A 13,277-nucleotide genomic window follows, 5' to 3' on the forward strand; every position below is an offset into this window, starting at 1 on the left:
CTCGTGATATCCCGCGTCATCCAGAAAACTCCAGGAGGCAACAGTCGTGACTCTACCCAGTAGTGAACTCTTCCAGTTGGCGAATTGTATTCGAGCGCTGTCCATCGACGCTGTCGAAGCCGCGAATTCGGGGCATCCGGGTATGCCGATGGGCATGGCTGACGCGGCAGCAGTACTCTTTGCGCGGCACCTGAAGTTCGACGCTGCAAACCCGTCGTGGCCTGACCGCGATCGATTTGTTTTGTCCAACGGCCATGGCTCGATGTTGCTCTACAGCGTTCTTCATCTGACCGGCTACACCGATATGCCCATCGAGGAGATCAAGAACTTTCGCCAATGGGGCTCAAAGACGCCGGGCCATCCCGAGTATGGTCACACCGAAGGTGTGGAAACCACGACGGGGCCGCTTGGCCAAGGTCTGGCGAGCGCTGTTGGCATGGCGATTGCGGAGCGTGCACTCGCCGCTCAGTTCGGGAGCGATGTCGTAGACCATCGAACGTACGTCTGTTGCGGCGACGGATGCCTGATGGAGGGCGTTGGACAAGAAGCCGTCTCCCTCGCGGGGCATCTGCGCCTTGCAAAGCTGACGGTTCTCTACGATGACAACAACATCACGATCGATGGATCAACCAGCCTTTCCCTCAGCGACAATATTCCGGTCAAGTTTGAAGCTTGCGGCTGGAGCGTCGAACAAGTTGATGGTCACGACCATGAGGCAATCGACGCCGCGTTGCGACGCGCCAAGGAATCCAATCGCCCGACCTTGATCGCTCTCAAAACCATTATCGGCTACGGTTCACCGACCAAAGCCGGAAAGAACTCTTCACACGGCGCTCCGCTCGGAGCCAATGAGGCAGCAGGTGCAAAAGCCGCCATCGGCTGGACGGCCGCGCCTTTTGAAACTCCCGAAAGTCTGTTGTCCACATGGCGGGAAGTTGGCCGTCGCGGTTCGGTGACGCGGGAGCAATGGAAAGGCCGATTTGCTGCCCAAACCGTTGAGGCACAAGCAGAGTTCCTCCGCCGAATCAAAGGTGACTTGCCGCAGTTCTTCGATCATGCGGTTGCCGCAGCGAAGGCGAAGCTCATTGAGAATCCACAAACCGTTGCGACCCGTAAGGCAAGCCAGATTGCGCTTGAAACCCTTACAGCCGCCCTCCCCGAAATGATTGGTGGCTCTGCCGATCTCACGCACTCGAACCTGACCCGGGTTGCCGCGGTTGACAGCGACTTTGGCCCGGATCGTGCTGACGGTCGCTACGTAAGCTACGGTATCCGGGAATTCGCAATGGCTGCCGCAATGAATGGCATGGCGGTCCATGGCGGATTGATCCCCTTTGCCGGAACATTTCTGGTTTTTTCCGACTACGCACGCAACGCAATTCGTCTTTCCGCACTCATGGGGACCAGGGTTGTCTACGTCTTGACACATGACTCCATTGGGCTGGGGGAAGACGGCCCGACCCACCAACCGGTCGAGCACCTGGCAAGCCTGCGGGCTATGCCCAACCTGCATGTATTCCGTCCCGCTGACACGATCGAGACCCTTGAATGCTGGGCGATCGCACTTCAGTCGCAACGCACGCCATCGGTTCTTGCGCTCTCTCGTCAGAACGTGCCGCAATTACGCACCGATGCAGGGGGGCAAAACTTCTCCGCCCATGGAGCCTATGTCATTCGTCAGGCGGACGGCCCTCGTGACGTTAGCCTTCTGGCGACCGGAACCGAGGTTTCTCTCGCTGTGGAAACTGCCAAGCGCCTTGAAGAAGAAGGGCTTGCCGTCGCCGTTGTTTCAATGCCGTCCTGGGATCTCTTTGAAGCGCAGTCGGCAGCATACAAGCAAGATGTTCTCGGAACGGCACCCAGGATCGCCATCGAGGCCGCAGGCAAATTTGGCTGGACCCGTTATGTCGCGAGCGAAGACGACGTCATTGGAATGCCCGGCTTTGGCGCATCCGCTCCGGCCGAAACCCTTTACAAGGAGTTCGGCATTACCTCTGAAAATATCATTGCGCGTGCCAGGTTGCTGCTGGGGCGCAACCGATGAGAAACAGCCAACCGAACGATCGACTCGTTCTCGAAGGAGACAACGTCCGAATATCAGGCCTGCTTGTTGCCGACTACCTATACGGATGGGCCAAGCAAGATCCGCTCCGAATGGAGACGAGTGCCATGATACTGGCAATATTGGAAGGCGCCCGTCGTCTTGCCACCCGATTGTCCCAAGGTTCGCTACCCGGAGATCCCGGACAGCCGTCGGGCTCAAACGCTGATGGTGACACGCAGAAGCGCATTGATGTCGGTGCCCACCTCCTGTTTGTCGACCTCTTGCTGAAGGCAGGTGTTGGATCGGTACTGTCCGAAGAGGCGGAGCTGCCGATAGCTGGTCGTCCGGGAGGTAAGGTCGTCGTTGCAATCGACCCACTGGACGGCTCGGGCAATGTCGGCATTGGCGCCCCATTGGGCACCATTTTCTCCATTCTGCCGGCCGCTACTGTCGTGGCAGGGGATCACTTTCTTCGGCCCGGCAGAGACCAGATCGCGGCCGGCTATATCTCATACGGCCACACTGTCGATCTTGGCTTCTCTGTCGGAGATGGCGTGGTTCTTGCCACGCTCTGCCCCGACAGCCGTCAGTTCCATATCGTCAAGAGGTCGGTTTCTCTTGACGCTGAGACGACGGACCTCGCCTTCAATGCATCAGTACATCGGCATCTGACGCCGGAAATGAGGAACTATGTTGATGATTGCTTCGCTGGCCGGGATGGTTCCAGAGGGAAGAATTTCAACATGCGCTGGCTCGGCGCGCTTGTCGGGGAGCTTCACCGAATACTCATGCGAAATGGCCTCTTCTTCTACGTGAGCGACCAACGGCCCGGTTACGAGCAAGGTCGGTTGCGATTGATTTATGAGGCAAACCCGGTGGCGTTCCTATGCGAGCAAGCTGGGGCACGTGCGTCAGACGGACGAGACGCAATACTCGACAAGAAGGCCTCCGCTTATCATGAGCGCACGCCGCTTGTGTTTGGTGCATCCGCCGAGGTCCAGACCGTGTCCAGGTATCTGAACCGGCGTATCCCGTGATCTAACAAATGAAAGGAGCAGATCCATGCCCCGGATCACCCTCAGACAGTTGCTCGACCATGCGGCCGAGAAGAGCTATGGCGTGCCAGCCTTCAACATCAACAACATGGAGCAGGCACTTGCGATCATGTTTGCCGCGAATGATTGCGATGCGCCGGTTATTTTGCAGGCGTCACGCGGCGCGCGAAACTATGCAACAGATATCATGCTGAGGCACATGATCGATGCGGTAACTGAAATCTATCCGAACATTCCCGTTTGTGTGCATTTGGATCATGGAAACGAACCAGAGACTTGCAGGACCGCGATAGAAGCCGGTTTTACGTCGGTTATGATGGATGGTTCGTTGCTCGCCGACGGTAAGACACCCGCAGATTGGGCGTACAATGTGGCAGTCACTCGATCGGTGACAGATGCGGCTCACGCCAGGGGCGTATCGGTGGAAGGCGAGCTTGGCGTACTTGGCTCCCTCGAGACGGGAATGGGTGACCAGGAGGATGGTCACGGCGCCGAAGGGCAGTTGAGTCACGACCAGCTTTTGACTGACCCCGACGAGGCGCTAAAATTTGTCGAAGCCACCAAGGTCGATGCTCTGGCGGTCGCAATGGGGACGTCACACGGCGCCTACAAGTTCAGCCGCAAACCAGACGGGTCCGTTCTTGCAATGAACGTTATAGAAGCGATCCATCACAAATTGCCAAACACACATCTCGTCATGCATGGATCCTCGACGGTCCCGGAAGAACTGCAGGATATCATCAACCGGTTTGGCGGCGAGATGAAGCCCACATGGGGCGTCCCTGTTGACGAGATCCAGCGCGGCATCAAGAGCGGTGTGCGCAAGGTCAATATCGACACCGATTGTCGGCTTGCCATGACCGGACAGGTACGCAGGGTTCTGATGAGCGACCCCGCCGAGTTCGATCCGCGCAAGTATCTGAAACCGGCCATGGACGCGCTGACACGCCTGTGCAAACAGCGTTTCGAGGAGTTCGGGACCTCAGGCAACGCCTCCAGAATTCGTCCCCTGCCGCTTGCTGAAATGGCAAAGCGCTACGCGACGGGAAGCCTTGACCCGGTGCACGTCGCAGGTTGCGTTTCGGGCGAGTAGTCTGACGTTGATTGCATGGATGTGTGCGATTGTGGCGCGCAGGAGGCCGCACCAAAACGCCTGCGCCTCAATGTTGAGGCACAGGTGCAAGAATGTGCGCGACTTAAGCGGCGCGCGCCATTGGGCTGATGCAGCGCATAAGGATGACGTTCGCTCCCCCTCGGCTGACTTCGTTGGGATAAATCACAGCAGAACCCGACGGGACGCTCACCGCGTGCCGAGACGGTATCATCAGTCGGAGCGGACGATGCCATAGATAATATCGCGGCCTTTTCTGAGCGCTGCACGCGGCATGGCTACGGTGCGGCCGAGAAGGTGCCCTGCTCTGTGCAGGGACGACAGATCGAATCCTACATCCACTGCATCGTTCGCTGTTGACTGCGCGACTGCTGGATCTGGGCTCGGCCCGGAATAACCCACAATCAGCGGATCCTGCGTTTCGCACTTTGGAATGCAGCGATCAAACCGTAAAACGCCTTGAGGCATCTTTCCCCTAGCGGCTACCCGTCTGCCATCGGCACTGGATGTCGTGCGCTTCTGCGAAGCAACGGGCTTCAGCGTGGGGATGACCGTCGCGCGAAGGTCTGATTTCGTTGCAAGTGTTCCTTCAAAAGCGGGACTCGCATCGATAGCGGCCTGTAGTCTGGTCGGCTTGTCTTCGCGGAGGCCACTGGCGCCCGCGACGTGCTCTTTGGTGTCGGCTGGCCTGACCGCTACGTGGCGGGCGACAGCGAAAGACAGACCGATGACGATGGCGCAAGCACCGATTTTGATGCCTGCTCGCCGACCCGTCTCAGGTCGGACCCCATACCTCGTCGCCTGTTGCGCATTCATCGTCATCGTACGTCCTCATTCCTGTGTCTGGGATGGTTTGTTACAGCCCCGGAATTTTTGGATAGTTGTCGCCGAGACACGTTCGCACACGTGGCGTGCGACACGTCCTTCTTCACCCATCATAGGATGAAATCACCCTTGGCAAGCTCGACCACGTGGTCCAGATGGATGGTGAAGTCAGCGGCCCCATCGCCGTTGGTATCGCCGTAGATGAAGGTGTCCGAACCCTTTGTCTCGTAACGAAGCTCTCCGGCCGTGCCGTGGAACTTTTCAGAACTGATGAAGGTGAAAGTGTCATTCGGGTTCAGACCGTTGCGAGAAATCGCATCGATGTCCGCAATATCGATACGGTCGCCTTCGTTGCTGGAAAAGTCGGTGATGGTGTCGCTGCCGAGACGGCCGGATTCGGCTGCAGTCTTGTAAACGAACACATCGTTGCCCGAGCCACCGGTGAGGAGGTCCTTGCCAAGACCGCCCCAGAGAGTGTCGTTGCCGTCTCCTCCTGTCAGGGTATCCTTGCCGAACCTGCCATAGAGCTTGTCATCGCCAGCGCCACCATTCAGGCTGTTGTTGCCCGCGTTTCCAAGCAGGGTGTTGTCAAGATCGTTCCCCGTGCCACGAAGCGCCTTCGTTCCTGTCAGACTTAGGTTCTCGATATTCGAAGACAGGCTATAGCTGACAGAACTAATGACGGTGTCCGTGCCGCCCTCATCGACGTCCATTGCTTTGTCGCGGACGTCGTCAACGATGTAGGTATCGTTGCCGTCGCCCCCTTTGAGGATATCAACCCCTCTTCCGCCGTCCAGAATGTCGTTGCCACTGCCGCCGCTGATCGTATCGCTGCCGCGCCCCCCAAACAGAATATCCGCTTTGGCTGTGCCGTTTATCACCTGATCGCCGCGGCCAAGAAAATCATCCCACCAGTCGGGCGTATCATAATTGTTCAGGTCGATATCGTCAGGATTCCACCACTCTGTTGCAGCGCCATGTACAGCGGCTTTAGACGTCTCGGATGTAATCGATTCGTAGTTGGTTTGGGTCATTGCCATGACAGTGCTTCCTTGTGCGAACCACCGATACGTGGTGGTAGCCAAAGCCATACCAAGAACGAGCGTTTTCAAATGTTCTGTTATGTTGGGTTATGTTGCCGAGCCGGTCGTCAGAAGTTCGACGGCGCGACCATCGCCATTTTACCCGGTGACGACCTTCACCACAGCGACAGTGCTGTGATCTACGAAGCCAGCGTTTCGAGCAGCCGCGCGCCTCTGGCGCCAGCCATGATCAGAAACGTCTCGTCCGCGTTCTTAAACCCAAAGCTCCAGCCCGCCGCCGTGATCGGCAGACTGGTAGGATTTTGATGGATGCCGACGCCGCCCGAGCAGTGCCCAATTCGCGTTCCACCAGGACAACATTGGCGAGATCCGCCTGGTCGATCTGCGCAAGGGGTATCCGAAAGGCGCAGCATATATCTCCAACCACTTAAAGATCTGAAACTGTTAACTATTTTACAGCGCTCCTTGTCCAAGTGTTGAAACCGGAACCGAGGTCGGTACAACTAAAGCGTTTCCCGAAACAGTGCTCCTTGCGGAAACCGCCTCAGCTGAAAGTGGAGATCGACAATCTCCGCGCGGCTACCCCCCGCGAAATGATTTCGCTCGGCTTAACAATGATCGCGTCCAGTGAACGCCTCGTATCATTCCGCCTTGCTAAATGATGCGAGCTATTTCCAGCGTTCCAACCAGATCCTTGCGCTCCACTGAATGCCGGTGGAACACAAGGCGCTCCTCTAAAGCAGTGGCTGGAAGAGTGACGCCTCGGCATGGACCGGCAGCACACGCAACTGCCGATTCAAATATTGAGACCGCGACGATCCACGTTCGCCGCACCAAAAATTAAAGGAATTTGCAATGAAACGACCCAGCGTAAAATCGTCCTTGATCGGCATCGTTGCCGGCATGTTTTTTATTGCGGCCATACTGTCCTGGGTGTCGATTTCCTCGATGAGCGAAATCGGTGCCAACAATGACGAGGTCATCGACGTCTGGTTGCCGAGTGTCGAGCGGTCGAAAGAAATAGACACTGCACTTTCGGATATGCGGATCGCTTACATGAAGCACGTTCTGGCGAGTAGTGCCGACGAAGAAGCCGCGGCGACCAAAACGATTGCCGATGAAACGGCGCGCTTTGCCAAAGCGGTCGACGACTTTGCCGCTCTCGTGCCCGAAGGTGCGGCCGGCGAAAAAGCTGAGCTGAAAAAGATACGGGATGCCAGCGAAAAATATCAGGCGGCCGGCGCCAAGATGGTGGCTGTCTCAGCCGCGGGAAAGGACGATGAAGCAAAGCAGATCATCTCCAAGGAAATGCTGCCGCTCGCAACCGAGATGGCGAAGTCGATCGACGTCATCACAGGCATCAACAAGGAAGGAGCGGCTCAATCGGGCGCGGACAGCCAAGTGCTTACGGAGCACTCGCTGAACATGGTCTATATCCTGTGCGCGGTTGCGCTTCTGGTCGGCGCGGCCGCCATCTTTTTTGCCACTGCCGGCATTGCCAATCCCATTCAGCGGATCACCGGGGCGATGCGCATTCTCGCTTCCGGCGATACCGCTGCCGAAATTCCCTTTGCCGGCCGCAACGACGAAATCGGCGCGATGGCTGCGGCCGTCAACGTATTCCGCGAGGCCGCCATTGCCAACAGCCGACTTGAAGGCGAAGCGCATGCCACGCGCCAGCGCCAGGAGGCCGAACGGGCGGCGGTCCAGAAACGCACCGACATGGAAGCTGAACAACTGCGCTTTGCCTCCGACAATCTTGGTGCCGGCCTCAAACGTCTCGCCGCCGGCGATCTGGCCTTCCAGTTGAACGAGGCCTTCGCGCCGGACTTCGAGCCGCTGCGCCACGACTTCAACCAGTCCGTCCGCCAGCTCGGCAGTGCACTTGCGGCGATTGCCGAAAGTATAAGCACCATGGACAACGGCACCCGCGAGATCGCCTCCGGCGCCCAGGATCTCGCCAAGCGGACCGAACAGCAGGCCGCCTCGCTCGAGGAGACCGCTGCCGCCCTCGATCAGATCACCGCCAATGTCGGGTCGTCGACGAAGCTGACGGAAGAGGCCCGCACGGTTGCAACGCAGGCCAACCACAGTGCCGCGAAATCGGCCGAAGTCGTCTCGCATGCCGAGGAGGCGATGCGCCGGATCGAGGAGAGCTCGCAGCAGATTTCCAACATCATCGGCGTCATCGACGAGATCGCCTTCCAGACCAATCTGCTGGCGCTGAATGCCGGCGTCGAGGCAGCGCGGGCCGGTGATGCCGGCAAGGGCTTTGCGGTTGTCGCCCAGGAAGTGCGCGAACTGGCGCAGCGTTCCGCCCAGGCCGCCAAAGAAATCAAGGGACTGATCCGCAACTCGACGAGCGAAGTGGAAAGCGGTGTCAAGCTGGTGCGCGACACAGGCGAGGCGCTAAACGTGATCGGCGGCTTCATCGGTCAGGTCAATAACCATATGAACGCGATCGCCGTTTCGGCAAAGGAGCAGGCGACGGGACTGGCCGAGATCAACACCGCGGTCAATTCGATGGACCAGAGCACCCAGCAGAACGCGGCGATGGTCGAGGAATCGACGGCGGCGGCCTCGAGCCTGGCGCTCGAAGCGGGCAAGCTGCGCAATCTCGTTGCGCAGTTCACGCTCGAAGGCGCCGCCGCGCAGCCGCGCGCTGTGGACCGGACCAGCCGGCCGGTCATTTCGCCGGCCCGTGCGCTGGGTAACAAACTCGCCAGCGCCTTCGGCGGCAGAGCCGCCACCGCCGCGGCTGTACAGGAGTGGGAGGACTTTTGAGGATGGCTCCGCTTGCGCAATCGCCGGCGGAATCCGGCAGCGGTACCTGATCATTCGAGCCACCGACCAGGAAGTCCGCGTCAGAACGACCACCATCCGCGAGACTCGCGGATGGCCCCCTCAACCCCGGTACCGCATTCGCCGCCGGACATCGTCGGCGTGAGCCTTACAAGAGGGCAGAGTGCTCGGTTCCGGACAACGGGGCTAGGTAATTGGCCGCTGCGAGGTGGCTCCCGGCTCGTAGAACGCTACAATTTTAGGCCTGGAACGCGATCTAGGTCGCGTAAAGTTGTCCTTCGTGCATGATAACAGAGACTGCCTCTCTGTCATTCCTGCTGCGGATTTTTCATGCCGTTCGTCCCGCTCCCCTTCGTCGTCGCCATCCTACTGATCGCTCTGTTCACCACCGTTGTGCGGCGAGACGACGAGAGGCCTGCGAATCGTCCGTTTCTGGTACTCATTCTCGTCAGCGTGTTCCAATCGGTCCTCTCCGGCCTGCGCTGGGGGTATGGCGTGCAGGAGGTCATGTATCTTGCACCCGTGGGAGCCGCCACCGTGCCGCCGCTTGCCTATGCGGGGGTAGCTGCTCTGGTGCGCAAAAACCACCAGCCGCTGTTGCGGCGTCTTGCTCTTCATGCCGGCCCCGCTATGGTCATCGTCGTCCTGCTGGCGACGTGGCGGGGCGCCATCGACGTGGCGCTCGTTGCAATCTTCGTTGCTTATGCGGTTGCGATCCTGCTTCTGATGCGGTCGGGGACCGATGCTTTGCGTCTAGCACCCTTCGAGGGGGCCGCACCCGCCTACCGCGCCATCCTGTTTGCAGCCTTTGCGCTGCTTTTCTCGGCGGCGGTCGATACCTTCGTCTTTCTCGATCTGGCCTGGACGCAAGGGCAATACGCCCGGCCGGCAATCGCCATCGGTAATCTCGCGTTGCTCGCGATCCTGTCGATCGCCGCCGCTGCCGCTAGCGCGAGCCAAAGGCCTGTCGAGACGGTCGATGCCGGGTCAACACCCGAGGTGGCGGATGACAAGGAAACTATCGATGCAGTTCAGGCGCTGATGGAAACAAAGCGTGTCTACCGCGACGTCGATCTCAATCTCGACCGGCTGGCCCGCAAACTGGGCATCCCCGCCCGCCAGATTTCTACGGCGATCAACCGGGCGACAGGCAAGAATGTCTCGCAATATGTCAACGAGCACCGGATCGCGGAGGCCTGCTGGCTGCTTTCGGAAACGGGCGGGTCCGTGACCGAGATTATGTTCGACGTGGGTTTCCAGACCAAGTCCAACTTCAACCGCGAATTCCGCCGCGTAACCGAGATGACGCCGCTCGAATGGCGCGAGCGGAAGGCATCGAAGTCCTAGATCACGATTGAGCACGGCATCAAACACGTTTCAGGTCTCGTTTTCGCTCCGGCCGGTCATCATGGCCGAATGAACACACATCTCAACCTCGGCACCGAACACGACCGAAAACTCGCCCAGACGCTCAAGTCCCTGTCGCTTGAAGCCGTCGCTCACGACATCGAGCCGCCGAAGCCAATGCTCCGGCGTCTTGTCCTTCTCGCCTCGCTTGCTGCGCTGATTTCCGCAACCGCCCTCGGTATCGTTTTCTATCGGCCGGATGTGGTTCGTCACATAGACACCATAGTCACCGCCCTGCCAAATCCGGCGAACACGACGGCCGACTCAGTTCCCGTGCCCGGAGAGGTGAAGCTGCCTCAAGGCGAGCGCAACGTGGAGCAATCCGCAATTCGCAATCCCATCCCGGTCAGCCGCGAGATCACCGGCTCCGGCTTCGTAGTCGCGCCCCGCATGACGACAGTCTTCTCGAAGTATGAAGGCAAGATCACGAACATCGTGGTCGAAGCGGGTGACCGCGTCGAGGCCGGTCAGGTTCTGGTCATGCTCGATGATGCCGGCGCCCGTTTCGCGCTCGAACAGGCAAAGGCGACGAAGGCGGCGGCAGACCTTGTGCTTGCTGCCCGCACCATCGATCTCGCGCAGGCCCGCTCTTCTTTGGATCGCACCGAAACCCTTGTTGCGCGCAACGCAGCCTCGCGCCAGCAGTTCGAAGACGCGCGCACTGCCGCCGAGCGGGCATCCAATGCCGTCGCACAGGCCAAGCAGGAGCTTGCCAGCGCCGAGCTCTCCATCCGCATCGCCGAAGAACAGCTGGATGAACTCACCGTCCGCGCGCCCTTCGCAGGCACCGTCACGCGTCTTGACGCCCATGTCGGCGACACGTTGCTGGCGCGAGTCGACAGCGTTCGCGAAAGCCAGAGCCTGCTAACGATCACCGATGCCACAAGGCTGATGATCGACGCCGACGTGGCAGAGACCAACATTGCGGCGCTCCGGCCCGGGCTGCACGGCGAAGCGGTGCTCGACGCCTTTCCCGACCGGCCCTTTGCCGTCGCGGTGCTGCGGCTGGCAGCGGTCGCCTCGGCCGAGAAGGGCACCGTGACGCTACGCCTGTCGCTCTCCGATCCGCCCGAAGGCATCCGGCCGAACATGGCTGCGCGCATTCGTATCGCCCTCAACGAAGCAGGAGAAACCACGCGATGACACAAACCATCCACCATGACCCCTATATCGCGCTCAGCGGTATCAAGAAGGGATACCGCATTGGCGGAGAGGCGATCCCGATCTTCTCCGGCCTCGATCTCGCCATCCCGCGCGGCGATTTCGCCGCCGTCATGGGCCCGTCCGGATCGGGAAAATCAACGCTGCTCAATATGCTGGCCGGCATCGACCGACCGGATGCCGGAACCTTGCGCATCGGCACCAGCCGGCTCGATCAGATGGGCGAAGCCGCGCGCTCGTCCTGGCGGGCGCACAACATGGGCATCGTCTTCCAGTTCTACAATCTACTGCCGATGCTCAACGCCGCGCAGAATGTCGAACTGCCGCTGCTGCTCAAGCCCCTGTCGGCCAAGGAGCGGCGCATAAGGGTCGAAAAAGTTCTCGATCTCGTCGGGCTCGCCGGCCGGGAGAAGCAATATCCGGCGATGATGTCCGGCGGCCAGCAACAACGCGTCGGCATCGCCCGCGCTATCGTGTCCGATCCAGGCCTGTTGCTCTGCGACGAGCCGACCGGAGACCTCGACCGCAAATCCGCCGATGAGGTGCTGGAGATGCTGCGGTATCTCAACCGCATGCTGGAAAAGACCATCGTCATGGTGACGCATGATCCGCAGGCAGCCCTTTATGCCAGGCGGACACTGCATCTCGACAAGGGCGATTTCGTCGAAGAGAAGGGGGCCGCCTGATGACCTTCTTCGATCTCGCCCGAAGGAATGCCTGGCGAAAGCCGCTGCGCACCCTGCTCGTCATGGTCTGCGTCGCCGTCGCCTTCCTGATCTATGGCCTCACGGCCAGCTTCCTCGCCGGCGCGCAAGGCGCATCGGCCGCGAGCGACGAAATCCTCGGCGTCATGAGCGCCAGCGGCCGCACGCAACCCCTGCCGATGGCCCACATGTCCCGGCTCGCCGCCGATCCCGGCTTTGCGGCATTGGCTTACATGACGCGGCTGCGCGGCTTCGTTGAGGTCGAGAAGAACGTCGTCGCCGTCAGTGCCGCCGATCCCGAACTGCTGATGGCCGCCAACGGCAGGGGCCTCGGGCTGACGCCTGATCTCGTGGCGGCAATCGGGCAGGGACGCGACAAGGTGCTGGTCGGCCGAGCGCTTGCTGATGCGCAGGAATGGACTGTAGGCCAGCATATCACGGTCACCGCCTTCGACACGGCAAGACAGGACGGCAGCCGCGACTGGCGCTTCGAGGTCGCCGGCATCTTCGAGGGCGAGAACGCCTCGACCGATACCTACTTCATCATCGCCCGCTACGATTATGTGAATGCTGTGCGGGCGAAGGGCAAGGATACGGTGGATGCCTTCATCGTCCGTCCGCGCGCCGGCGTGCCGCCGGGGGAGATTGCCGCCCGGATAGATACCCTCTTCGCCAACTCTGTCGCACCAACGCGCACACAATCGGAAAAGCAGTTTCTCGAAGCCTTCTTGCGCCAGTATGCCGATATCGGCCTGATCGTGAACCTTGTTGTGGGAGCCGCCTTCGTTACCCTTCTGATGATCGTCGCCAACACCATGGTTCTTGCCGTACGCGAACGCACCTTCGAGATCGGCGTGCTGAAGACGCTCGGTTTTTCGCGGTTGCGGATCATGGCGCTGGTTCTCGGTGAGACCCTCTTCGTCTTTGCCGTCGGCGGGGCTGTCGGCCTTGCCCTGGCCAAGCTCGCGACCGCGCTTGCCGGCCCTGAACTCGGCCTGGTCTTCTCCCCGCTGATCTTCGCCAAGGCGCTTGCGATCATCGCCGTCTTCGGTCTTGCCACCGGTGCGTTGCCGGCCTTCAACGCGATGCGAATCTCCATCATCGAAGCTTTCAGAACGAGGTAGT

The 13,277-nt window shown here is 59.9% G+C and carries 10 protein-coding genes; 8 read left to right on the forward strand and 2 right to left on the reverse strand.

Features of this window, described 5'->3' with window-relative positions; genetic code table 11:
* Positions 1 to 46: 46 nt before the first annotated feature.
* The 3 genes from tkt to fba are packed head-to-tail and all read left to right on the forward strand — an operon-like array spanning position 47 to position 4,192.
* Positions 47 to 2,044, forward strand: a complete 1,998-nt coding sequence (gene tkt, locus WI754_RS26225) for a transketolase (RefSeq protein ID WP_341486924.1) — start codon at positions 47 to 49, stop codon at positions 2,042 to 2,044.
* A complete protein-coding gene (locus tag WI754_RS26230; RefSeq protein WP_341486925.1) occupies positions 2,041 to 3,081 on the forward strand; it encodes a class 1 fructose-bisphosphatase in 1,041 nt (346 codons plus the stop codon). The genes tkt and WI754_RS26230 overlap by 4 nt, the downstream gene beginning before the upstream one ends.
* 25 nt (positions 3,082 to 3,106) lie before the next feature.
* Positions 3,107 to 4,192, forward strand: a complete 1,086-nt coding sequence (fba, locus tag WI754_RS26235) for a class II fructose-bisphosphate aldolase (RefSeq protein WP_341486926.1) — start codon at positions 3,107 to 3,109, stop codon at positions 4,190 to 4,192.
* Positions 4,193 to 4,423: 231 nt separating this feature from the next.
* Here fba and WI754_RS26240 read toward each other — a convergent pair whose 3' ends face one another.
* A complete protein-coding gene (locus WI754_RS26240; RefSeq protein ID WP_341486927.1) occupies positions 4,424 to 5,032 on the reverse strand; it encodes a hypothetical protein in 609 nt (202 codons plus the stop codon).
* A gap of 113 nt (positions 5,033 to 5,145) precedes the next feature.
* Positions 5,146 to 6,075: a calcium-binding protein gene (locus WI754_RS26245; RefSeq protein WP_341486928.1), complete on the reverse strand. Its 930-nt coding sequence runs from the start codon at positions 6,073 to 6,075 to the stop codon at positions 5,146 to 5,148.
* Positions 6,076 to 6,933: 858 nt separating this feature from the next.
* On the opposite strand from WI754_RS26245, the gene WI754_RS26250 reads away from it, so the two are divergent.
* The 5 genes from WI754_RS26250 to WI754_RS26270 all read left to right on the forward strand — a co-directional run bounded on the left by WI754_RS26250 (position 6,934) and on the right by WI754_RS26270 (position 13,276).
* Positions 6,934 to 8,862 (forward strand): HAMP domain-containing methyl-accepting chemotaxis protein, encoded by a 1,929-nt coding sequence (locus WI754_RS26250; RefSeq protein ID WP_341486929.1) that lies wholly within the window; start codon positions 6,934 to 6,936, stop codon positions 8,860 to 8,862.
* Positions 8,863 to 9,210: 348 nt separating this feature from the next.
* Entirely contained in the window at positions 9,211 to 10,227 is a 1,017-nt protein-coding gene (locus WI754_RS26255) for an AraC family transcriptional regulator (protein WP_341486930.1), read from the forward strand.
* A gap of 69 nt (positions 10,228 to 10,296) precedes the next feature.
* On the forward strand, positions 10,297 to 11,430 hold the full coding sequence (locus WI754_RS26260) for an efflux RND transporter periplasmic adaptor subunit (RefSeq protein ID WP_341486931.1): 1,134 nt from the start codon (positions 10,297 to 10,299) through the stop codon (positions 11,428 to 11,430).
* On the forward strand, positions 11,427 to 12,134 hold the full coding sequence (locus tag WI754_RS26265) for an ABC transporter ATP-binding protein (protein ID WP_341486932.1): 708 nt from the start codon (positions 11,427 to 11,429) through the stop codon (positions 12,132 to 12,134). Before WI754_RS26260 ends, WI754_RS26265 begins: the two co-directional genes overlap by 4 nt.
* The gene (locus tag WI754_RS26270; protein WP_341486933.1) at positions 12,134 to 13,276 is read left to right on the forward strand and encodes an ABC transporter permease; all 1,143 of its coding nucleotides are present in this window, start codon (positions 12,134 to 12,136) and stop codon (positions 13,274 to 13,276) included. Before WI754_RS26265 ends, WI754_RS26270 begins: the two co-directional genes overlap by 1 nt.
* Position 13,277 lies beyond the last annotated feature (1 nt).

It is taken from the genome of Pararhizobium sp. A13, from assembly GCF_040126305.1.
Lineage (GTDB): Bacteria > Pseudomonadota > Alphaproteobacteria > Rhizobiales > Rhizobiaceae > Pararhizobium.